The following is a 22,302-nucleotide window of genomic DNA, read 5'->3' as shown; positions in this document are numbered from 1 at the left end:
GCCGTTCTTCTGTGACGGCAAACTCCTTCCTTCCATGCCGAACATCGTGCGCCGCGGGGATCTGGTTTATTCTTTTGCCTATATATCTAAAGTTTACGTAAGGGTCAAGATTTTTCCCTCCATTCTTTGACTTTATAAACCATCTCCATGGTTTAACTCTATTTTTCAAAAAATAAAAAATTTGACATACCAGGAAAAAGCATGCTATGGTGAGTCCATAGATTACGTAAAGGTAAAACATCGTATGGAACAGCGACCTTCATTGGAGACAGGCTCTTGAGGTTTGCTGTGACGCTGCCATACAGAGATGCCGGAGCGTGAACTCCTGAAAGGAAAGATCATGAATTCCCAAGAATCAGTCCAAATCGGCGCACTGGCAAAAACACTCGGGATCACCACCCGTACCATCCGCTACTATGAAGAGATCGGCGTCATGGGCAAATCGAACCGACTGATAGGCGGGACCCGAACCTACACCCGAGACGACATCCTGCGCCTCAAATTCATCCTCAAACTGAAAGATATGGGCGTTTCACTCAAAGAGATCCAGGAACTGTCCAATATTTTCGATATAAACGCCCAGAATTTCAAAACCATCACCCCGAAACTGATCGAGATCCTCGATCAGCACATCGCCAAGGTCGACGACAAGATCGCCAGTCTTTCGTCATTACGTCAGGACATTGTCGAATACCGGGTTCGTATCACCGACCTGCTCGCCAAGGCCGATACGAACTGACGACCGCGGATCGGCGCGCACTTCTTATGCCGCCCGGCGACGTGGATTCCCCTGGAATCCTCCCCGCCGGGCGGTCGCAGTTCGCTCTCCCTTCTACATCACAGGACCGGTGAAATCGAGACGCATCTGTTTCTTGTTGAGTTTGCCGACACTGGTCTTCGGCAGGGCATCCAGCAGCACGATATTGTCCGGGACACCATAACCGGGCAGACGCCCTTCTTTCACCGCCTGTTTCATGTAGGCCTTCAAATCCCCTTCGGTTACCTGCCCCTTGAACATATCCTTGAGGACGACCAGCATCAGCGGCCGCTCGCCCCACTTGGCGTCGGCAATGCCGATGGCGGCCGACTCGAGAACCGCCTCATGCTGACTGAGGATATTCTCGAGATCGAGCGAACTGACCCACTCGCCGCCGCTCTTGATGACATCCTTGATCCGGTCGGTGATCTGCAGGTAGCCATCGCCATCGATGTGGCCGACATCGCCCGAGTGCAGATAGCCGTTGCGCCACAACTCCCTCGTCTTCTCCGGTGATTTGTGGTAGCCCTCGGTCAGCCACGGCGCCCGGAACACCACTTCGCCGGAGGTCTCCCCGTCGTGCGGCTTGGGCCGGTCCTCCTCGTCGACGACCTCGATCTCGACCAGCGGAATCGGGACGCCGGTCTTGGTGATAACATCGAGGATTCGGTCATCGTCCCAATCGGCCATGTATTTTTTCGGCAGGGCGAGGGAGATGATCGGACAGGTCTCTGACATGCCGTAGCCGGTGAACACCGTCATCCCCAGGGCGCGGGCGGCCTTGGCCTGGCCCTTGGAGAGCTTGGAGCCGCCGATGATGACCTTCCAGTTCGACATATCGGTCAAACGACAGTCCGGATCGGTCATCAGCATCTGCAGGATCGTCGGCACGCAGTGAGAGAAGGTGACTTTCTCGCTCCGAATCAACTCGAGGATCTTCTTCGGCTCGTAGCGGCCGGGATAGACCTGCTTGGTGGCGAGCATCGTCGCGACGTAGGGTACGCCCCAGGCATGGACATGGAACATCGGGGTCAACGGCATGTAGACGTCGTTCGAGCGAAAACGCCCCTCGTTGTCGTAACTGCCGGCGGCGATCGCCAGCGACATCGAGTGCAGCACCAACTGACGGTGGGTGAAGTAAACCCCTTTCGGGTCGCCGGTCGTACCGGTGGTGTAGAAGGTCGTGGCCCGGGTATTCTCATCCAGGTCCGGAAAATCGAAATGATCGTCCGCACTCTGGAGCATCGCCTCATATTCGCCGTCAAAACGGAAGGCATCGGCCGTACTCTCCCCTTCACGGATCATTATGTACTTTCGCACCGTGGTCAACGCCGGCCTGATCGCCTCGATTATCGGCATGAAATCACTGTTGAAGATGATGACCGAGGCCTCGGCGTGGTTGATCGTGTAGACGATCTGGTCGGTGGACAACCGCCAGTTGGCGGTCTGCAGCACCGATCCCATCATCGGGATGGCGAAAAAGCATTCGAGATAGCGGGGGCTGTCATAGTCGAAGACTGCCGCCACCTCGCCCGGTTTCAACCCCAGTGCGGTCAACCCGCCGGCCAGCCGGTGAATGCGGGTGTTGAGATCGCGATAGGAATAACGCTGCTCGCCGCGGTAGACAATCTCCTCGTCGGTGGCGTTGACCAACGCCGTCTGCAGCAGTTTCTTGATGATGAGGGGGTAGGTGTAGGCCTGGCCGGCAGCATACGTTCGCTCTGTCATGATATCCTCTTCTGAATCAATAGTGTCTTAACGCGAGACCAACTCTCGCGCCTGTATTCCTTGGCTCCCGGCCAAGAAGATCATCCCAGGCCGAACATCCGCCCCAGTTTGGCCTTCATGCCGGCGACGACGTAGGGGGAGAACCGTTTTTTGTCCTTGAGTATCCGGACAAAAAGATCCTTCTTTTTCTCCGGCACCGGTGCCCGGGCGGCCGGCACCAACGACAGCGCCCCCGTCGGGCAGGCCGGGATACAGGCGCCGCACCCCAGGCAGTGGCCGGCCTTGACCTGCATCCGTTTCTTTCTGCTGCCGTTGTCGCCGCCGACCACCTCTATTGCCTGGACATTGCAGGCCTTGGCGCAGAGGCCGCAGCCGAGACATTTTTCGGTGTCGCCGGCAATGGTGTACCCGCTCTTGGCGATACCGTTCGGAAAGCCCCGCATCACCCCGCCCAGCAGTTCGCAGCAGCAGGAACAGCAGTTGCAGATAAAGGAGGGTTTGTGGCGGATATTGTCGGTGATGTGGGTCAGACGCAGGTCCCTGGCCCGATCGATGACCGCCAGCAGCTCCGCAACCGAGCGCTCCTCGGCGAAACCGCGACGGACCATGAACCGGGCGGCGCTGCCGAGCGAGATGCAGATCTCCCTCGTCGGGGCCCCCTTGTCGCATGTCTTGCCGAGATGTTCCTTCTTGTGGCGGCAGTAGCACATGCCGACGGCGCCGTACCCGGCCCGACGGATGATCTCGCGGGCGCTTTCCCAGGTGGTGACGACCGATTCGACCGGGATATGCTCCTCATACGGCAGGGCCCGGGTCAAGGGCGTGGCGCCGCCGAAGAATTCCCGGCCCATCCGGTTGTCCGGGTCCTCGAACAGGTATTCATGCATCAGCTGGGCCAGTTCCGCGACCGGCAGGTCCTGACGCTGTTTCATGAAGGTGAACTCGAAGAAACCGATGAGCCCGGGCAGCAGCAGGTAATAGGTGCGATGGCCGTACACCAGATCCATGATCAGGCCCTTGTCGGCCATGTTCTCGAGGACGGGAGTCAGCCGCTCCCGTTCCCAGCCGGTCGCCCGCACGAGTTCGGTCAGTGTCGCCTCGGTGAGGGGAAAACGGGAGGCGACGTAGGCCTCGTCGGCGGAAAAAAGGATCGCCAGGATCCGGCGCAGGGTCTCGCTGTCGGGCAATCCGATCGGATAGCGGTTGAGCCGGTCGATCAGCGGGACGATATCGCTCTTGCCTTCATGATGGTGACCCACGCCTGTATCCCCTTGCTGTTGCTATCATTCATGCATCGTATAGCGGTCCCGCAGGGCATAGACCTGCTCTGCCCAGACGCGGGCCGCCGAATCCTTGTTCATAACAGGTTTTTGCATCATTGAGGAGTAGATTGCTCCCTGCTCCGCCGTATTTTCATAATTGAGATTCATCTGCAGGGCGAAGGTCGAGAAGTCGCTGATCAGGAAGGCGAATATCTGGTCGCGGAGATCGGGGTCGAGCTGATGGATCATGGCGTTTTCCAGAATCAGCTGGGCATAGACGATCAGCGTGAAGAGCTGGCCCGCGGCCAGCATGTAGTCGATATTGCCGACCTGTTCCGGAGTCGGCGGCGCCTGCAGCAGCAGGCGGCGGAACAGCTCGACCTGGTCGCGGAAGACGGCGACGTTCAGTGATTCGACGCCGGCATAGGCCAGCCGGTAATCGGGGAAGCGCACCTGCGCCAGAGCGCCGGTTCTCTGGCGGAAGAGGTAGCCGTCGTCGCCGGCCTCGGCCCGCCGCGGCACCTCCGGATAGTCCCGGGGATCAAAAAAGTAGTTTTTGACGAACTTGATGATCAGCGCCATGTTGACATGCTCGGTGCCCTCGAGCTTGGGCAGCATGCCGATATCGCGCAGGGCCATCTCGAAGTAGGTGTCCTGCTCGTATCCCCGGGCGGCGATGACCTCGTGCAGCAGGGCGATGACCTTCTCCCCCTGACCGGTGACCTTCATCTTCACGATCGGGTTGAAGAGGAGGTAGCGGCGGTCGTCGTCACTCGCCGCCCGCATGTAATCGGCGGCCCGCATCGCGAAGAGCTTCATTGCCGTCAGGCGGGCGTAGGCCTCGGTGAAGAGACGCCGGACATGCGGAAAATCGGTGACGTAGCGGCCATAGAGATTGCGGCCGGCGGCATGGTTGAGGGCCTCGTAGAAGGCATGGGTGCAGATGCCGATCGAGGCGCAGCCGAGCTCGAACTTGCCGACGTTGATGGTGTTGAGCGACGAGTTCCAGGCCAGTTCGCCGCGGGACAGAATGTCGGCCTCACCCACCGGGTAATCGTGCAGGCTGTATTCGGCGACGTACGCCTGGCGGACCCCCGAGGTATCGATTTTCTTCACGCATTGGTATTGCGGCTGCTGCGGATCGACGACGAAAAAGACGTATTCGCCGGTCCCGGCGATCCTGCCGAAGGTCGAGACCAGAGCGGCGCAGTTGCCGTTGCCGATATAGTATTTGGAACCGTTGGCCAGCCAGCGGCCGTCGCCGGCCGGGGTCAGGGTCGTCTCGGTGGAGTAGAGATCGGCGCCGTGGGCCCTCTCGGAGAGGCCGAAGGCGAAGACCCCGCCCGCCGCCAGCAATCGTGCCGTCCGTTGTTTGGCCCCCTCGTTGCTCCCCATCCAGATCGGCCCCAGGCCGAGGATCGTCACCTGCCAGGCGTACCAGTAGCAGAGACCGTAAAAGGCGAGGACCTCGTTGAACTCGCTGATCCGCCACATGTCCCAGCGCCGGCCCGGGTCTCCCTCAGCGTAGGCGACCGGGGTCAGCAGCTTGGCGAAGATCCCTTCCTCCTTGATAAAGTTCAGGAAATCTTCATACCAGACCATCGCCTGGTCATCCTCCTTGATCCGGCGCAGGCCCTTGTTCTCGAAGAAGGCGATCGTTTTCTCGACGAGCTGCCGCGATTCCGGGTCGGCATGGTCGCGGTGGTAGTCTTGCGGGTTGAACAGCAGCATTGTCATTCTCCTTTCGGCAGCAGCTTCAGCCGGGCCGCCACCCATCTCTGGTTGAGTTCAGATTCTGGTCCGTACCAGGTCCCAGCCCTTGACCTGCCAGATCGTGACGGCGGTGGCGATCCGGTTGCCCTGGACATCGCTGATCCGGCTCTCCATCCGGATGGTGACCGCCTCCTGTTCCTGCAGGGGCTCGATGATCTCCCGCTGCAGCCGCTCCTCGGGCAGATCGCTTTCCGACACGATCCGGTCCTTGGCCTGGTAGACATAATCGACCTCGATCCGCGACATGATCAGCCGGTACTTCCGGGGGTCGAGGCGGCTGAGCAGCAGGTAGCCGCCGGAAAACTCGGCGATGGTGGCGATGGCACAGGCGTGGATGCCGCGCAGATGGTTGTGGTTGCTGCGGCGATAGGGGGCGGTGGTGCGCAGATAGTTGTCCCGCAGTTCCTCGATGACAAACCCGTGCGGCCGGTTGAAGGGGATGATCCGGCCGAGCAGGAGGTTGAGCAGCCGCAACCACCCGGGAGAGGTTTTGGCCCGGGCGGTCAGTTTCGGCAGCAGGGCGAAACCGTTCATTCAATGGTCCTCCCGGCCTGCCACCCTTGATGGCTGGCTTCGAACACGGTGCCGGGGGTCACGGCATCACCTACCGCCAGACAGCGCAGCCCGAGTTCCTCGGCGACCTGCTGGAGGGAAGTGCGGGCCCTGGTGCCGACCGCCAGCACGACCGTCTCGACCTCCAGGTCGACGATTTGCTCTCCCTGCTCAAATTGCAGGCCGGTCGGGGTGATGGCCAGGACTTTGGCCCCGACCAGCGGCTTGATGCCATAGCGTTCGACGTCCTGGAGCATACCCCAGCGGGTGGTCTTACCGAAGTTGGCGCCGATCGCACCGGTCATCTCGATCAGCTGGATCTCACGGTCGTGTTCGGTGGCCAGCCGCAGCAGTTCTTCGGGTTTCTCGGCCCCGTGGACCAGCAGGAATTTCAACTCGTCGCCGGAGAGCGTCCCCTCCTCGGCGAGCAGCAGCGCCGTTTCAACCCCGACCGCACCGCCGCCGAGGACCGCCACCGTTCGTCCCGCCGCTCGGGTGCCGGCAAGGATATCCCAGGCCTGGACCACATGGGGCAGGTCCACGCCGGGGATCGGCGGCACGATCGGCTCGCCGCCCGTGGCCAGGACCAGGACATCGGGACGTTGCAGCTCAAGCAGCCGGCGATCGACGCTCGACTGCATCCTGACCTCGACACCGGCTGTGGCCAGTTGCCGCTCCAGGTCATCGGCGAGAACCAGAAACTCCTCCCGCCCGGGAGGGCGGCCGGCCAGACGCAGCTGACCGCCCAGCCGCAGGCCGGCTTCATGCAGGGTCACCCTGTGGCCTTTTTCGGCGGCGGCAATGGCGGCAAACATCCCGGCCGCGCCGCCGCCGATCACCATGACCTGCTTCGGTACGGCGGCCGGATCCATCTCCTCGTTCTCATGGCCGGCCCGGGGATTGCACAGGCATTCCACCGCCTTGTTCTTGAAGATATGGTCGAAGCATCCCTGCGCGCAGGCGACGCAGTGGACGATCCGGTCGTCGTGACCGGCCGCCGCCTTTTCCGGGAAACGGGGATCGGCGATCAGGGCCCGGCCGACGGCGACCAGGTCGCAGAACCCCTCGTTCAGCAGGCGCCGGGCGGTCTGCGGGTCGTTGATCCGGTGGCCGGCAATGATCGGCACCGCCACCTGTTTTTTGATGTCGCGGGCCATGTAGGCAAAGATCCCGCGCGGCACCTTGGCGACGATCTGCGGCACCTGGGCCTCATGCCAGCCGACGTTGATGCTGACGGCATCGGCGCCGGCGGCGACCAGGGCGGCGGCAAAGGCCTGCTGCTCGGGACGACCGATGCCGCCCTCCATGAAGTCGTTACCGTTGACCCGGACGATGACCGGAACCTTTCCGCCAAGACGCGCCTTTATCGCCTCCAGCACCTCGAGTCCGAACCGCATCCGGTTCTCGAGGCTGCCGCCGTAGCCATCCTCCCGCTTATTGGTCAGCGGCGAGAGGAAGGAGCTGATCAGGTAGCCGGTCCCGGCCAGGAGTTCGACCAGATCGTACCCCGCCTCCCTGGCCCGCCCGGCGGCGTCGGCAAAGCGACGTATCGTCGCCGCGATCTCGTCGCCGTTCAATTCCCGCGGAGTCTCGCGGGTCAGGCGCGAGGGCACCGCCGACGGCGCCACCGCCGATCGGCCGCCGAGGAAGAAGGAGGGGTTGTAGCGACCGGCGTGGTTCAACTGGATCCCCGCCCGGGCCCCACCTTCCTTGATTGCGGCCGCCAGCCGCGTCAGGCCGGGGATGTGATCGTCGTGGTGACAGCCGATATTGCCCGGCCCCCCCGAATATTCATCAACGGTGGCATAACCGACGACAATCGCCCCGGCGCCGCCTTCGGCCCGTTCGCGATAGAAACGGATGAGCCGGTCGCTGACCTCGAAGTTCCGGCACATATTCATATGCATCGCCGGCATGAGGATGCGGTTCTTGATGGAGAGGCCGCCGATCGCGATCGGCGTAAACAGGGAATCGGACATGTGTGTCTCCTTACAGGCCGACGGCACGACAGAAGTGCTCGGCCATGTCATCGAACAGCCCGATCGCTTCGAGCGACTCCCGCAGCTGCTGCGGCTGTTCGAGAAAATCCTTCATGAAAACGATCTCCGAGGCCTTGAGGTAGACATAAAACAACTCGGTCATCGTCCCCCCGAAAAGCTTCTCAATGATCGCAGCGATATTCTCCTCACGGCGATAGGGCCGCAGCTGCTCGACCCGCTGCAGCATCTTGGCGACATAGAAGCGGATGCAGGTATCGACGCTCTCGACCGTGTACCGATGCCCCGGCAGGATCCGCTTGTCACGCAGGTCGGCCAGCTTCAGCAGCGTTGCGCAGTAGGCCTCGTAGTTCCGGAAGCGACCGCCGCTCTGAAGATCGATATCGAGCAGCGGCGACTGGAAGATGCCGCGCAGCAGGATGTCGCCGGTCACCGCCCACTCGTCGCCGACCAAGACCAGGTCGCTCTGCGAGTGACCCGGGCAGTTCAGGACCGTTATGCCGAGATGCTCCGGCAAATCGTGCTCGACGATCAGACAGTCCTCGGGAAAAGGCGGAAAGAGAACGTTGCGCTGCAGAAACTCCTGCAACGACGCGATATATTCGGCATCGAACCCCATCTCCGTCAGCAGGACGCTCATCCGTTCCATCAACCGCTCGTCGCCGACCTTGAGGCTGTCGCGGTAGGGCAGATAGATCGCCGCATCGGTCTGCTCCGACAGCCAGAATAACTGGCCGTAGTGGTCGATATGGCAGTGGGTGACGATGATGTGCTGCAGACGCTGAAGATCGACATGCTTCTGCAGATAGTGCCGGCCCTCCTCGGTGGGGGGGCCGGTGTCGAACAGGACCAGGTCGCCGCCCAGTTCCGCCGTATAGCAGTGGACCGGCCCGACGATATAGGGAGTGTTGATGGTGTGCTGGATGATCTGCATCAGTGTCTGCTGCCGCATCTGCGAGAGGGACAAATTCCTGAAGACAGCCCGGGACCGGCGCGTGGAGGAGTAACCGGTGCCCGGGCTGCTTGCAGGGGCCGGCCCCGACGGGCGGGACCGGCCCATTCACGAAATATGCTGTATCAATCCATGTCGAGCATATTCCCCAGGGACTAGAAAAGGTACTTCTCTTCCTCGCAGGCGGCCTTGGCCAGGGCCCGCTTGGCGGCGAGCAGGCCGGTGGCGTCATACTTGGCAAAACGCCGGATGCCGGACAGGACCATGGTCAGGTTGTCGCCCTCCTCGATGTAGAACGCGCCCTTCTTCGCTGCCGTCCCGACCGCCTCGGTGGCGGTGAAGGCGAAGACCTTGACCGCCGCCTGCAGCAGTTCCTGCTTGCGGGCCGTCGATGCGGCATAGATCTTCTCGGCCCGCAGAACCGCGCTCTCGAGAGCGAAGATCTGGATCGCCATATCGGCGGCGGCGATGAGGATCTCCTGCTCGTCGGCGATCTTGTCCATATACTTCTGGACGCCGATGCCGGACAGGATCAGGAACAATGTCTTGAGATTGTTCAGCAGGGCCTTTTCCCGGGCGAAGAGCTGATCCTCGTCGATCTCCTCGAAACTCGGGGTCATCAGCGACTCGAAGGCCTTCATCGCATGGGCCTGCAGCGGCAGTTCGCCCTTCATCGCCTTGCGCAGGATCATGCCGGGGATCAGCAGGCGGTTGATCTCGTTGGTGCCCTCGAAGATCCGGTTGATCCGCTCGTCGCGGTAGAAGCGTTCGGCCGGGTAGTCGCTGACGAAACCGTAGCCGCCGTGAATCTGGACGACCTCATCGACGGTTCTGGCCAGGACCTCGCTGCAGAAGACCTTGGCGATGCCGCACTCGGAGGCATACTCCTCGATCCCCTTCTGGTACTCGTCATAATAGTTCGCCCCTCCCTTCTCGATGGTCTCGAGTTTGCGGTCGAGCAGTCCGGCAAGACGGTAGACCAGGGACTCGGAGGCGAAGATGTCGACGTTGAGATCGGCGATCTTCTCGGCGATGGCGCCGAAACTGCTGATCCGGCGCTTGAACTGGGTCCGCTCGTTGGCGTACTTGATGCCGACCGAAAGGGCCATCTTGGCGGCGCCGGTGACCGCGGCCCCGAGCTTGAAGCGGCCGACGTTGAGGACGTTGAAGGCGATCTTGTGGCCCTTGCCGATCTCGCCGAGCAGGTTCTCCACCGGCACCTTGCAATTATCGAGGATGATCTGGGTGGTGGACGACCCCTTGATCCCCAGCTTCTTCTCCTCGGGACCGACGACGAGGCCGGGGAAATCCTTTTCCACCAGGAAGGCGGTGAAATGCTCTTTGTCGATCTTGGCGAAGATCGTGAACAGGTTGGCAAAGCCGCCGTTGGTGATGAACTGCTTGGTACCATTGAGGATGTAGTGCTTACCGTCCTCCGACAGGATGGCGGTGGCCTGGGCGCCAAGGGCGTCGCTGCCCGAACCCGGTTCGGTCAGGCAGTAGGCGGCGCACCACTCACCGCTGATGATTCTGCCGAGGTACTTCTCTTTCTGGGCCGTGGTACCGTAGTAAATCAGCGGCAGGGTGCCGATGCCGGTGTGGGCCGAGAAGGATACCGAGAATGAGCCGGCATAGGATATCTTTTCGGCGACGAGCATCGTCGAGGCCTTGTCGAGTTCGAGACCGCCGTACTCTTCCGGCGCATCCATCATCAACAGGCCGAGTTCGCCGCATTTTTTCATCTTCTCGACAACAAGAGCGAAATTCTGGTGCTCGATCTCGTCGATATTGGGCATGATCTCATTGGCCACGAACTGCTCGGTGGTATCGGCCATCGAGCGCTGCTCATCGGTGAAATCCTCGGGGGTGAAGATATCAGTACAGACCGTTTCGGCGATCAGGTACTCGCCGCCTTTTGCTATATGTGCCGCCATGGTGGTAACTCCTGTAATTTGAATTTATAGTCTCTCGAAGATTCCGGCTGCGCCCATGCCGCCGCCGATGCACATCGAAACGATACCGTACCGGGACTTGCGCCGACCCATCTCGTGCAGCAGGGTCGCCGTCAACTTGGCGCCGGTGCAGCCCAGGGGGTGGCCGAGGGCGATGGCCCCGCCGTTGACGTTGGTGATCTCGGGATTGATGCCGAGCGTCTTGATGCAGGCCAGGGCCTGGGCGGCAAAGGCCTCGTTGAGCTCGAACAGGTCGATGTCTTCCAGTTTCATTCCGGCCAGCTTCAGCGCCGCCGGGATCGCGGCGATCGGGCCGATGCCCATGACCTCGGGCGGCACGCCCTTGACCGCAAAGGCGATAAAACGGGCCATCGGGTCCTTGCCGAGCCGTTGCAGGTACTCCTCCGACACCACCAGCGAGAAGGCGGCGCCGTCGGTCGTCTGCGACGAGTTGCCGGCGGTCACCGGGCCGCCGATCTTGAACACCGGTCGCAGCTTGGCCAGGGTCTCGACCGTGGTGCCGGGGCGAACGCCGTCGTCGACGGAGACCAGCTCCTTGACCCGTTTGATCTTGCCACCGACCAGGGTCTCTTTTTCGATCTCCACCGGGATGATCTCATCGGTAAACCGGCCTTCGGCGATCGCCGCGGCGGCCTTCTGATGGCTGGCGGCGGCAAAGGTGTCCATCATCGCCCGGTCGATGCCGTACTGCTCGGCCACCAGTTCGGCGGTCACTCCCATCGACGAGTACGACTCGGGCCAATCGACCATCATTCCCGGATTGGCGGAGTATTTCAGCCCGCCCATCGGCACGCTGGACATCGATTCGGCGCCGCCGGCGATGATGCAGTCGTCAAAGCCGAGCATGACCCGCTCCGCCGCCATCGCGATGGTCTGCAGGCCGGAGGAGCAGAAACGGTTGATGGTCTGCCCCGGCACCTCCACCGGCAGGCCGGCCTTGAGGGCGGCGATGCGGCCGAGGTTCATGCCCTGCTCGGCCTCGGGGAAGGCGCAGCCGATGTAGACGTCGTCGACGGTAGCCGGGTCGATGCCGGATCGTTCGACCAGTCCCTTGATCGCCAGGGTGGCCAGATCGTCAGGCCGTACGTCCTTGAACTTGCCCTTCTTGGCGCGGCAGCCAGGAGTCCGGTAACTTGCCAGAATATATGCTTTTTTCATATCTATCCTCTCTGTAGGAATACGTTATCGGCTCAATCAGTTCCTGAGGGCCTTGCCCTTCTTCAGCATGTGCTGGATCCGTTCGACAGTCTTCTTGTTGCCGCAGAGCTTGAGGAAGCCCTCTCTTTCCAGTTGCAGCAGGTAGTCCTCGGAGACCAGGGTGCCGGCAGTGACGTCGCCGCCGCAGATGATCTGGGCGATCAGGGTTCCCATCTCCAACTCGTATTCGGTGATGAACTTGCCCATCATCATGTTCCACAACTGGCTCTTGATGCTGGCGGCGATGCCGCGGCCGGGAGCCGGGATATTCACGGCCGGAAGCCGCGGCCGGTAGTTGACGGCCAGGGCCAGGACCTTCTGCTTGGCATCGGCGATCAGCCGGTCGATATCCATCGTGATGCTGTCACCCCGCCGCAGATAGCCCATATTGAACAGCTCGGCGGCCCCCATGGAGACCTTGGCACCCGCGATCTGCTCGAAATATTTGAAGATGAACGGCTGAGGATCGGTATTGTACTGCTGCGCCAGCTCGACCGCCCGCAGACACATCTCCTTCGTGCCGCCGCCGGCCGGCAGCAGGCCGACGCCGATCTCGACCAGACCCATATAGGTCTCGGCATAGGCATTGACGGCATCGGCATGGAGGCAGAACTCACACCCGCCGCCCAGCGCCATGTTGAACGGGGCGGCAACGACCGGCACCTTGGCGTACTTGACCGCCATCGTCGCCTTCTGGAACGAGCGGATGGTCATGTTGATGTCATCGTAGGCCCCTTCGGCGATGGCGACGGCCAGCATCATCAGGTTGGCCCCGACCGAGAAGTTGGCGCCGTGGTTGCCGATGACCAGGCCGACCCCTTCCTGCTCGGCCCGCTTGACCGCCTTGTGGGTCATGGCGAGGATGTCGCCGCTGATGGCGTTCATCTTCGAGTGGAACTCGAAACCGAAGACGCCGTCGCCGAGATCGACCACCGAGCAGTTGGCGGTCTTCTCCACGACCCTGCCGGCCTTTTTGAGGATCTCCAGGCGGATCTGGCCCGGTTTCACCGGCACCGGCAGATAGCCCTCGGTAGCGAAATCGTAGAATTCCTTGCGGCCCGATTCGCCGTAGCGATAGAACGACTCAACCTTCTTCAGCTGCTCCGGGACCTTGACGCCGTCGGCCTCGGCCCGCTTGACGAAGGATCTGACGCCGATGGCGTCGAACATCTCGAACGGCCCGATCTCCCAGTTGAAGCCCCAGCGCATCGCGTTGTCGACGTTGACGACGTCATCGGCGATCTCGGGGATCCGGTTGACCGCGTAGATCAGGGTGTCGCGGATGCTCCGCCAGGCGAATTCGGCCCCGGTATCCCTGGCCCCGAGGACCGTCTTGACCTTCTGGCCGGGGTCGTCGATCTGTTTCACCAGCAGCGCCGAGGGGTATTTGGGCCTGGCGATCGGCTTGTACTCGCCGGTCGTATAGTCGAAATAGAGAATCTCCTTGCGGCCGTCGACGGTTTTCTTGGTGTAGAAACCCTGTCTGGTCTTGTTGCCGAGCTGCTTATTCTCGATCATCTTCGCCATGAACGGCGGCAGTTTGAAGACCTCGCGCTCCTCGTCGTTCGGCGCCAGGTTGTAGGAGTTGGTGCCGACATGGGCCAGGGTATCGAGACCGACCAGGTCGGCGGTGCGGAAGGCCGCACTCTTCGGCCGGGCGGTGACCGGGCCGGCCATCGCATCGACCTCCTCGACGGTCATGCCGAGATCCATCATGTGCTGGATGCCCTTGTAGATCGCATACACCCCGATGCGGTTGGCGATGAAGTTCACCGTATCCTTGCCGTAGACGATGCCCTTGCCGGTACGGGTAGCGAGGAAATCGGCCAGGTCCTGCACGACCTGGGGATCGGTCTCCCGGCAGGGGACGATCTCCATCAGACGCATATAGCGCGGCGGGTTGAAGAAGTGGGTGACGAGAAAGCGCTTTTTGAGGTCGTCGGGCAGGACCTGGGCCATCTCGTTGACCGACAGGCCGCTGGTGTTGGTGCTGAGGACCGCGGTGGCGGAGATGTGCGGGGCGATCTTCTGCAGCAGCTCGAGCTTGATCGGCATGTACTCGACCACGACCTCGACGATCCAGTCGCAGGTCGCCAGCTTGGCCAGGTCGTCCTCGAGGTTGCCGACCTGGATCAGGTTGAGGTATTCCGGCAGGTAGAACGGCGCCGGTTTCATCTTGATCAGTCCCTGGAGGCCGTTTGCGGCGATGCGGTTGCGGACCGCCGGGCTCTCCAGGGTCAGCCCTTTGGCCGCCTCCTGCTCGTTCAGTTCCCTGGGGACGATGTCGAGCATCAGGACCTCGACTCCCGCATTGGCCAGATGGGCGGCAATGGTGGCGCCCATGACGCCGGCACCCAGGACCGCGGCTCTATTGATCTGCCTCATTGTTCTTCTCCATGTGTTGATTTCGGGTGAAAGACGAGAACGCTCTCATTCTTTGTGTACAGTTCCTCAACGATGTCTGCGTATTTTTTCAAGATCTCCTTGCGCTTGAGCTTCAGTGTCGGCGTCAGTTCGCCGCCCTCGATCGAGAAGTCCCGGGCGACCAAGGCGAAGTGCTTGATCGTCTTGTAGGGCGGATACTGCTTGTTGATCGCCTCGACCCGGGCGCTGAACAGCTGCTTGACCTTATCGTTGTTGACCAGCTCGTCGAAATCGAGATATTGGATCTTCTTCTCCTTGGCGAAATCGAGCAGCCGCTCGATATCGGGGGTCAGGATTGCCACCAGATATGGCCGGCGATCACCGAAGACGATGGCCTGGGAGATGTACTTGTCGAGCCGCAGGTCGTTCTCGATCGGCTGGGGTGCGATGTTCTTGCCGCCGGCGGTGACGATCAGCTCCTTCTTGCGGTCGATGATGTAGACGAAGCCGTCGGCGTCGATCGTGGCGATGTCGCCGGTCTTCAGCCAGCCGTCCTCGAAGGTTTCCTTCGTCGCCTCCTCGTTCTTGTAATATCCCTGCATGACCATCGGCCCCTTGATCATCAGTTCGCCGTCTGCGGCCAGTTTCAACTCGACCTTGTGCAGCGGCTTGCCGACCGAATCGAATCGGATATCATCGATCGAGCAGAGGGTGACCGCCGGGCTGGTCTCGGTCAGACCGTAGCCCTGAAAGACCGGCATCCCGAGGATCCACATGAATTCGTTGATCGTCTTGTCGAGCGGGGCCCCGCCGCTGATGAAGAACCGCAGGCGCCCGCCGAATCGGTTCCGGACCTTGCTGAACACGAGGCGATCGAAAAAGCGGTATTGCAGACCAAGGAGGCCGACGGGTTTCTTGTCGATATATTTCGTCCGCACATACTCACCGCCGATCTTCAGCGCGTAGTGGAAAAGGTTGCGCTTGAACGGGCTCGACTGGTGGACGCTGTCGAGGATGCGCGAGTGGATCTTCTCAAACAGTCGCGGGACACTGACCATCGCCGTCGGCCGGATCTCCACCATGTTCTCCATGACTTTTTTGGCGTCTTCGGCAAAGGCGATATGGTTGCCGCTGAGCAGGGCGGCATAGTAGCCGGCGGTCCGTTCCAGAACATGGCTCAGGGGCAGGAAACTGAGGAAGGTCTCGTTGCTGCCGAGACCGCCGAGCTGACGCATCCCGTAGTCGCAGTCGCAGAGGAAATTACCCTGGGTAAGGATAACCCCTTTCGGCACCCCGGTCGTCCCTGAGGTATATATAATGGTGATGATGTCGTCATGGCGGATGGCGTCGATCTGTTGTTCGATCCGATTCCGCTCCTCCGCCGTCAGCGGCGCCTCGATTTCGGACAGCTGATTCTGGGTGAAGGCCGGGAACGTGCGGTCGCCGATATACCGCTCGTAGGAGACGATCAATTCGACATTCGGGATCGTGTCCCGAACCGACAGCAATTTCTCGTACTGGGCCTTGGTGGAAACAAAGACGACCTTGGCTTCGCTGTGATTGATGACGTATGCCGCCTGCTTGCCGGTGTTGGTGGCGTATATCGGGACAGTGATCGCCCCGGCGCTCTGGATGCCGAAATCGGAGATGGCCCAGCCGAGACGGTTTTCCGAAAAAACCGCCACTTTGTCACCCCGTTGCACGCCGACCTTGCCAAGCCCGCGGGCAAGCAGGAGCACTCGTTCGTAGAACTGGGCATAGGTCAGGGAGGTATAGACACCATTCTTCTTGAAGGAGATGGCAGTCTTGTCGCCGAACTTTACTGCGTTTTCCCTGAGAATCGCGGGAATTGACTGGTACGAGAGAAGGTCCATGGATTTTCTCCATAAAGAAAATGGCGCTCTGAGACTACCACCCTCACAACAATGCCGAAGAAATCATGTGCATTTTTTTTCCTATACCTTACCCTTACGTTTAAGTCAACCTCTATTGAAATTTTGTTCCTCGGAAAATTTGCTTTTCAAAGAACCACTCAGTCCCTTCAGAGAGCATCGTAAAATTTTGTTTTCCGTGAAATTTGTTAGTGTTGGACTGATGGCGCCGGTGATTCCGGTCTGAAAAAAATCGTCGCTGCCCGTCCTCGCCAGTGAATTTTATTCCGAGGCTCCCCAAAACGTTTTACGTAAACCATGACCCTGCCCGCAGCCTTCCCTGTCGCGGCCGGCGCTGGTCCCGATCATGGCTGTCGCCCTGGCGGCCGACACGGCGGAAGCGGTCGCAAAGGACCTCGGCCGGACGACGGCAACTCAACTTATCTGATTGAAAATCGTATTGATACCGAATATTTCGGCACAATCGATGCCATCGCATGGGCTGGCATGCCGACGGATCGGCGACATCATGGGTAGAGGCATTCCCCGGGGTCGACCGGCTGACCTCACCGTGGCCTTTCATTGGACCACAGAACCAGCGGCGTCGCCCCCAACATGACCGCCATGGGCAGGCACACGGCTACACCTCGCCCACCTGGCGTCATGGTCACCCGAACCGTTTTTTGACCCGTTCGTACACCTCGTTCAGCTGGACAAAGCGCTCGTGGTCACCGCCGGCATCCGGGTGCAGTTCCTTGGCCTTCTGGCGGAAGAGACGAGCCAGGTCCCTGGTCGGCATCGACCGCAGTTCTTCCAGGGTCCGGCCGAAGATCGCGGCAACCTCCGTCGCATCCTCCGGTCTCCACTCCGGCCAGCGGAACTGTCGGTGCCGGTTGATAAAATCCCGGGCGAAATCATCGATGAACGCCCTTGGCGGATACCCGTGATCGAAGAACATCACCAGATAGCGCTGGAGGTGGGGATGGAGACTCCCTTGCTCCCGGACCTCCCCCCAGAAGCCCTCATCGCCATTCAACCGGCATATTTCATCGATCAGGCGGTCGGCCATCACGTCCTGATCCAGGGCCTGCGGCAGAAAACGGGCGAAGGATTGGTCAAAGAACCGTTGCAGGTCGAATACGGCGAAGACATAGGTGCGGTACTCGAGGGGACGAAGGACCTTTTCCTGCTCGGCAAAGTAGAACTCCCGTTCATCCCGGCACTGACCGAACAGGGGGCGGCACAGCTTCTTGGGCAGACGACCAATGCGGGTCTGATCGACTGCCCCGTAACGAAGGCCATAGAGTCGCCGACGATCAAAGAGATGGATTTCCCGGCGCAGTCGCTCTTCGTCCTCCGCCGTAAAGGGCATGAGCTTGACAGGCTGACGCCGTGAATGGCGATTGAGCCTTTCCTGCTCCGCAGTGGTGAAAAACCGCCACAGCAGTTGTTCCAATTGCACCGCTGCCATCCTGCCGGGCTCCGCCCGGGCGACCGCCTCTTCCAATTTTTCATCGAAGGACGGCGACCATTGACCGGTATGCTCGATATAATCATCCGGTCGCGGTCCGAGATCAAAAATCTGCCGGTAAACGAAGCAGTCCCGACGCCGATCGAAATAGGACTGGCGGAGCACATACCGTATCTCCTGGCCCTGGCGGATTTTGGCAAGATACATCGCCCCTCACGCTGCGGTTGTGGCTGCCCATCGAACCGGCCGGCGTCCCGGTCGAATCGGCCGCACCCTTCAGTCAGATCCTGAAAGTAAAGATCGCCATCCCCGGGCGGAAATCAAGGGGCGCCCGGCACCGCCACGACTATGACTGCGGCAATCCGCGCAATGGCCGGCCGCCGGCAATGGCTCCCACCACCGTTTTTTCTCACCGCGTACCGTATTTCTTTTTCTCAAAACCGGCAGCAAGCTGTATTATAAAAAACTGAAATACCCTCTCTGCATTTCATTGCCGGCTCAAAGCGACGGCGATAGCCGCCTGGCGCCACGGCACTCCGTTCGAGGGGGCTTTCATGCGGATGGACGCAGCATATCCAGATCATCAGAAACGATAGATTGCCCTTCGGCAAAACGACACGCCAGGGTAATTGCACAGCAAGAGCGGTACAGGTCATAGCCGGTCCTGCGGCAGGGCAAGCCCGCCTTTGCGCTGCTCGACAACATGGGGCATCCAACTCTTCATCGGAGGCCGGATGGTTCCGGCCGGTCCCGGATTTGTTACTGAAGCGAGGAATACATAGATGGGCAACAAAAAAATCGGTGTCCTGATCGGTGGCTCCGGTCTCATCGGCGGCACGATCGTCAACTTCTACAAGACCAGATACGCCGAGACGATCGATATCCGCGCCCCAAGCAGCAAAAAATTATCGATCCGCGACGATAAGGATATCCGCCAGTACCTGACCGACGTCAATCCCGATTTCGTCATCAATGCCGCCATGGCCAGTCTCGGGGCGGACGGTCAACTGGCCTATGAGGTCAACTATCTCGGTCCCGTCAATCTCGCCCGGGCCGCGACCGCCCTCAACATCCCCTATATCCATATCAGCTCGTCGGCAACCATGCCGACCGGTGAAAACCTGCGGGAAGAGGACACGCTGCCCCTCTCGCCCAACCTCGGCAACTACGCCAAATCCAAACTGATGGCCGAGCTGACCCTGCGGCGCATGGCCGAACAGGAGGGACTCGATTACACCTGCATCCGTCTGGCCATCGTCTATGGCGCCCATGACCACAAGATCCAGGGGTTTCACCGGATGTTCTTCTCCATCGCCGATGAAGCGATGCCGGCCCTGTTCACCAAGCGGCACACCTTCCATTCGTACAGCAACGCCCGGAAGCTGCCGTTCCTCATCCACCATGCCCTGGCGAACCGGGCCGAATTCAGCGGCCGGACCTATAATTTCGTCGATAAAAATCCGGTCGACCTGGCAACCCTGATACTGACGATCAAATCGTATCTGCAGCTGAGCCTGCCCAAAGAGGTCTATGTGCCGTACTGGATGGCGAAAAGCGGTCAGAAGGGGCTCAATGTCCTCCTCAGAATGCTCCGCCGCATCGGCCTGAAGGCGAACATGCCGCCCGAGTTGATGTTTCTCGACAATTTTTACAAACCGCAGACCCTGGCGAGCAAACGGCTGCAGGAATCGTCTTTCGTCGACCCGATGCCCAATGAGACCATATTCACCCGCCTGCCCGACCTGTTGGTCTATTACCTGACCCGCTGGAGTCACGAGAACCTGATAAAGACCTTCAAGGATTGCGTCGAAAAGGAGGCAGCGCTCGGCCACGCCTTCGTCCATACCCCTGAACTCCTCCTCGAAACGGTCCATTCCCAGGGGATCGGCCCGTTTTCGGACATGAAGAGACAGAGGAACGGGTCACAGGAAGCAGCACCGATGCAGTAAGAAGGCCTCACTTCTTCTACGGACAAGGAGCCGAAGGGGCATAGCCGAGGCCCGGCGATTGCCATCATTGCTTCGGCTTGGCGCGCACCCCGAACACCCGGTTGCCGTCCGAGGAATCACGGTAGTACCAGTACTCGCTGCCATTCTTGAAATTGAAGGCCCACGCCGAGGCGGCGTCCCGCGGTTCCGCCCACAGCAACCAACCGGTCGTCTTGAACGCCGGGGCCATGTTGCGTTCACCGGCGTCGGGCTGATACAGGCCCTGCAATTCCGCCCTCGTCGGCAGCCGCCAGCCGCCTCCGGCTGCTGTGAATCCGGCGACCCACTGCTCGGCCTGGGCGTAACTGGTATCCTGATCCGGACCGATTACCCATTCGAGGCCGGTGCTGAAGTCGGCTATCACCCCGTCCGCAGAAACCGTGAACCGGGTGGCTCCGGTGGCAAGATCGACCACCGGGATACCGCCTTCCTTCAAAAAGGCCTCGGTGATCTTGATCGGTTCGGGCAGCAGGGCCGTCTCGCCCTGCGGGGCGCTGGCCAATTCGACCGCGGTATTGCAGGTCCATTTGTCGGACTGGGGTTTGAGTACATATTTCGACGATGGATATAATCCGTCCAACCGAAAGGTGCCGTCGGACCTGGTCACCGCCTCCAATCGGGCATAGCCTTTGAGGGGTTGCACCTGATTGGCGGAGATCTTCACGCCGGCGACCGGCTTGCCGTTCCAGTCAACCAGTTTCCCCTCGACCGCCGACTGATTGCCGCCGCAGGCCCCGAGACCAATCAGCAGGAACAGTATCAGTACCCATATCGATCTGTTTTTCATGATCCTCACCTGTGTAATAGTTGTCCGTGATCGCCCATAAAGGAACTGCGTCTACAAGATATCAGCAACGAGTGAACATCAGCAAATCACCCTGCAGCCCGCCGGTCAACAAAAAACCCGCAGACCATTGCTGGATGCGGGTTCTTCGGTCGTTGGCGAATACCATTGAATCATATTTCGGCGAAGCAGGGATTCGAAGACAATATTCAATATATCGATATTTCAATATTATTTATATTTTCACCTTCGCACATACCAACAAAGTGAACTGCTGGATGTACTACAGCAGCAGGATGGTAGTGCCATCCATCGAAGATGACCCGAAGATTGCGTTTCTGAATTTCTCTGGAGTTTAGGGTTTCAGCCCTTGCCTATCGACAACAAGCAATCGGAAATTCAACCGATTGACCTTGGACAGGAACCATCTTGAAGTCAACTGGAATCAGTGCTGAGTTGAGGGAGGTCTCAGATGATTCCGCCAACCTTGCGCAGTCGGGCCACTGCCGCACCTACCACATCCGCGGCCCGTTCGATTTCCGCGACAGTGGTCATACGGCCTATAGAAAACCGCAGGGTTCCTTGCGCCCAATCGGCAGGCACCTGCATGGCCGCCAGCACGTGCGAGATGGCGACGGTACCGGAATGGCAGGCGGCTCCAGCCGAAGCAGCCACGTCAAGACCGATTTCCTCGAGGAGCCGATCGGCCTCGATTCCCCTGAACGACAGACTGAGGGTATTGGGCAACCGGTGGTCCGGGTGCCCGTTGAGACGGACATCGGCCACTCGTGCGGCGATACCTTTATGCAGCTGGTCACGCAGGTCCTGCATGCGGGTCATGCTTGTCGCCAGGTCTCTGCCGGCAATTTCGCAGGCCTTGCCCAACCCGACGATCCCCGCCACGTTTTCCGTGCCGGCCCGCCAACCTTTTTCCTGACCGGCGCCGTGGCAGAATTTTTCCGGAGTCAATCCTTTGCGCAGATACAGGGCGCCGATTCCCTTGGGCGCATACAGCTTGTGGCCGGCAACAGAGAGCAGATCAACGCCCAGCATCTGCACATCGGCCGGTATTTTGCCCAGCGACTGCGCCGCGTCGGTGTGTATGGCAATGCCGCGTGTCCTGGCCAGCTCGGCGATTGCGGCAATGGGCTGCACCGTACCCACTTCGTTGTTGGCATGCATAACGGAAACCAGGATGGTATCGGGACGCAGGGCCTGCCGAATCCACTCTGGGTCGAGCATCCCCTGGCTGTCAACATCCACGAAAGTGATTGCAAAGCCTTCCCCTTGCAGATAACTGCATACCTCCAGTACGGCCGGGTGTTCGATGGTACTGGTGACGATATGGCGGCCTCTGTTCTTCAGCGCCCGGGCCATGCCCTTGATCGCGTGGTTGTTCGATTCAGTGCCGCCGGAGGTGAAGAAAACCTCCTCGGGCTGGCAGGCAAGCAGAGCGGCCACCTGCCGTCGGGCCGCCTCCACGGCCTGCCTCGGCTTGATCCCGTACCAGTGGGAACTTGACGGATTGCCGAACTCTGTCTCAAAAAAGGGCCACATGGCGGTGTACACTTCGGGATCAAGGGGGGTGGTTCCGTTGTAATCCAGGTAAATGGGGTGGGTCATGCAGCCTCCA

General features: G+C 60.3%; 15 protein-coding genes. 2 read left to right on the top strand and 13 right to left on the bottom strand.

Annotated elements, in window-relative coordinates:
• The first annotated feature begins 340 nt into the window (after positions 1-340).
• Positions 341-739 carry a helix-turn-helix domain-containing protein gene (locus tag HNQ81_RS03860; RefSeq protein ID WP_183348484.1) on the top strand — a complete coding sequence of 133 codons (399 nt, stop codon included), beginning with the start codon at positions 341-343 and terminating at the stop codon, positions 737-739.
• Positions 740-832: 93 nt separating this feature from the next.
• Here HNQ81_RS03860 and HNQ81_RS03855 read toward each other — a convergent pair whose 3' ends face one another.
• The 11 genes from HNQ81_RS03855 to HNQ81_RS03805 form a co-directional block, all read right to left on the bottom strand.
• Positions 833-2,485 (bottom strand): fatty acid--CoA ligase, encoded by a 1,653-nt coding sequence (locus HNQ81_RS03855; RefSeq protein WP_183348483.1) that lies wholly within the window; start codon positions 2,483-2,485, stop codon positions 833-835.
• Positions 2,486-2,565: 80 nt separating this feature from the next.
• Complete coding sequence (locus HNQ81_RS17905) at positions 2,566-3,744, bottom strand: 4Fe-4S dicluster domain-containing protein (protein ID WP_183348482.1); 1,179 nt, start codon at positions 3,742-3,744, stop codon at positions 2,566-2,568.
• Between the two features lie 24 nt (positions 3,745-3,768).
• Positions 3,769-5,478 (bottom strand): acyl-CoA dehydrogenase family protein, encoded by a 1,710-nt coding sequence (locus HNQ81_RS03845; RefSeq protein ID WP_183348480.1) that lies wholly within the window; start codon positions 5,476-5,478, stop codon positions 3,769-3,771.
• A gap of 57 nt (positions 5,479-5,535) precedes the next feature.
• Positions 5,536-6,054 carry a DUF4442 domain-containing protein gene (locus HNQ81_RS03840; protein WP_183348478.1) on the bottom strand — a complete coding sequence of 173 codons (519 nt, stop codon included), beginning with the start codon at positions 6,052-6,054 and terminating at the stop codon, positions 5,536-5,538.
• The gene (locus HNQ81_RS03835) at positions 6,051-8,051 is read right to left on the bottom strand and encodes an oxidoreductase (RefSeq protein WP_183348476.1); all 2,001 of its coding nucleotides are present in this window, start codon (positions 8,049-8,051) and stop codon (positions 6,051-6,053) included. Before HNQ81_RS03835 ends, HNQ81_RS03840 begins: the two co-directional genes overlap by 4 nt.
• 10 nt (positions 8,052-8,061) lie before the next feature.
• Positions 8,062-9,003, bottom strand: coding sequence for an MBL fold metallo-hydrolase (locus HNQ81_RS03830; protein ID WP_183348474.1), 942 nt, complete (start codon positions 9,001-9,003; stop codon positions 8,062-8,064).
• A 173-nt stretch (positions 9,004-9,176) separates the two neighbouring features.
• The gene (locus HNQ81_RS03825) at positions 9,177-10,955 is read right to left on the bottom strand and encodes an acyl-CoA dehydrogenase FadE (RefSeq protein WP_183348472.1); all 1,779 of its coding nucleotides are present in this window, start codon (positions 10,953-10,955) and stop codon (positions 9,177-9,179) included.
• A 24-nt stretch (positions 10,956-10,979) separates the two neighbouring features.
• On the bottom strand, positions 10,980-12,152 hold the full coding sequence (locus tag HNQ81_RS03820; RefSeq protein WP_183348470.1) for a thiolase family protein: 1,173 nt from the start codon (positions 12,150-12,152) through the stop codon (positions 10,980-10,982).
• A gap of 36 nt (positions 12,153-12,188) precedes the next feature.
• The gene (locus tag HNQ81_RS03815) at positions 12,189-14,576 is read right to left on the bottom strand and encodes a 3-hydroxyacyl-CoA dehydrogenase/enoyl-CoA hydratase family protein (RefSeq protein WP_183348468.1); all 2,388 of its coding nucleotides are present in this window, start codon (positions 14,574-14,576) and stop codon (positions 12,189-12,191) included.
• Entirely contained in the window at positions 14,573-16,429 is a 1,857-nt protein-coding gene (locus HNQ81_RS03810) for an AMP-dependent synthetase/ligase (RefSeq protein WP_183348466.1), read from the bottom strand. The genes HNQ81_RS03815 and HNQ81_RS03810 overlap by 4 nt, the downstream gene beginning before the upstream one ends.
• 664 nt (positions 16,430-17,093) lie before the next feature.
• The gene (locus HNQ81_RS03805) at positions 17,094-18,104 is read right to left on the bottom strand and encodes a hypothetical protein (protein WP_183348464.1); all 1,011 of its coding nucleotides are present in this window, start codon (positions 18,102-18,104) and stop codon (positions 17,094-17,096) included.
• 575 nt (positions 18,105-18,679) lie between these two features.
• Here HNQ81_RS03805 and HNQ81_RS03800 point away from each other — a divergent pair.
• Positions 18,680-19,846, top strand: coding sequence for an NAD-dependent epimerase/dehydratase family protein (locus tag HNQ81_RS03800; RefSeq protein WP_183348462.1), 1,167 nt, complete (start codon positions 18,680-18,682; stop codon positions 19,844-19,846).
• A gap of 64 nt (positions 19,847-19,910) precedes the next feature.
• Here HNQ81_RS03800 and HNQ81_RS03795 read toward each other — a convergent pair whose 3' ends face one another.
• Both HNQ81_RS03795 and HNQ81_RS03790 read right to left on the bottom strand, forming a co-directional pair.
• On the bottom strand, positions 19,911-20,672 hold the full coding sequence (locus HNQ81_RS03795; protein WP_183348460.1) for an Lcl domain-containing protein: 762 nt from the start codon (positions 20,670-20,672) through the stop codon (positions 19,911-19,913).
• 465 nt (positions 20,673-21,137) lie between these two features.
• Positions 21,138-22,292: a cysteine desulfurase family protein gene (locus HNQ81_RS03790; RefSeq protein ID WP_183348457.1), complete on the bottom strand. Its 1,155-nt coding sequence runs from the start codon at positions 22,290-22,292 to the stop codon at positions 21,138-21,140.
• Positions 22,293-22,302 lie beyond the last annotated feature (10 nt).

The sequence above is a fragment of the Desulfoprunum benzoelyticum genome, assembly GCF_014201505.1.
In the GTDB taxonomy this organism is placed as follows: Bacteria; Desulfobacterota; Desulfobulbia; order Desulfobulbales; family Desulfocapsaceae; genus Desulfoprunum; species Desulfoprunum benzoelyticum.
This window is presented reverse-complemented; position numbering and strand designations above follow the sequence as displayed.

Excerpts from the sequence above, each read along its gene's own strand:
- HNQ81_RS03860 (WP_183348484.1), top strand. The coding sequence starts at position 341 with ATGAATTCCCAAGAATCAGTCCAAATCGGCGCACTGGCAAAAACACTC.
- HNQ81_RS03855 (WP_183348483.1), bottom strand. The coding sequence starts at position 2,485 with ATGACAGAGCGAACGTATGCTGCCGGCCAGGCCTACACCTACCCCCTC.
- HNQ81_RS03845 (WP_183348480.1), bottom strand. The coding sequence starts at position 5,478 with ATGCTGCTGTTCAACCCGCAAGACTACCACCGCGACCATGCCGACCCG.
- HNQ81_RS03840 (WP_183348478.1), bottom strand. The coding sequence starts at position 6,054 with ATGAACGGTTTCGCCCTGCTGCCGAAACTGACCGCCCGGGCCAAAACC.
- HNQ81_RS03835 (WP_183348476.1), bottom strand. The coding sequence starts at position 8,051 with ATGTCCGATTCCCTGTTTACGCCGATCGCGATCGGCGGCCTCTCCATC.
- HNQ81_RS03830 (WP_183348474.1), bottom strand. The coding sequence starts at position 9,003 with ATGCAGATCATCCAGCACACCATCAACACTCCCTATATCGTCGGGCCG.
- HNQ81_RS03825 (WP_183348472.1), bottom strand. The coding sequence starts at position 10,955 with ATGGCGGCACATATAGCAAAAGGCGGCGAGTACCTGATCGCCGAAACG.
- HNQ81_RS03820 (WP_183348470.1), bottom strand. The coding sequence starts at position 12,152 with ATGAAAAAAGCATATATTCTGGCAAGTTACCGGACTCCTGGCTGCCGC.
- HNQ81_RS03815 (WP_183348468.1), bottom strand. The coding sequence starts at position 14,576 with ATGAGGCAGATCAATAGAGCCGCGGTCCTGGGTGCCGGCGTCATGGGC.
- HNQ81_RS03810 (WP_183348466.1), bottom strand. The coding sequence starts at position 16,429 with ATGGACCTTCTCTCGTACCAGTCAATTCCCGCGATTCTCAGGGAAAAC.
- HNQ81_RS03805 (WP_183348464.1), bottom strand. The coding sequence starts at position 18,104 with ATGTATCTTGCCAAAATCCGCCAGGGCCAGGAGATACGGTATGTGCTC.
- HNQ81_RS03800 (WP_183348462.1), top strand. The coding sequence starts at position 18,680 with ATGGGCAACAAAAAAATCGGTGTCCTGATCGGTGGCTCCGGTCTCATC.
- HNQ81_RS03795 (WP_183348460.1), bottom strand. The coding sequence starts at position 20,672 with ATGAAAAACAGATCGATATGGGTACTGATACTGTTCCTGCTGATTGGT.
- HNQ81_RS03790 (WP_183348457.1), bottom strand. The coding sequence starts at position 22,292 with ATGACCCACCCCATTTACCTGGATTACAACGGAACCACCCCCCTTGAT.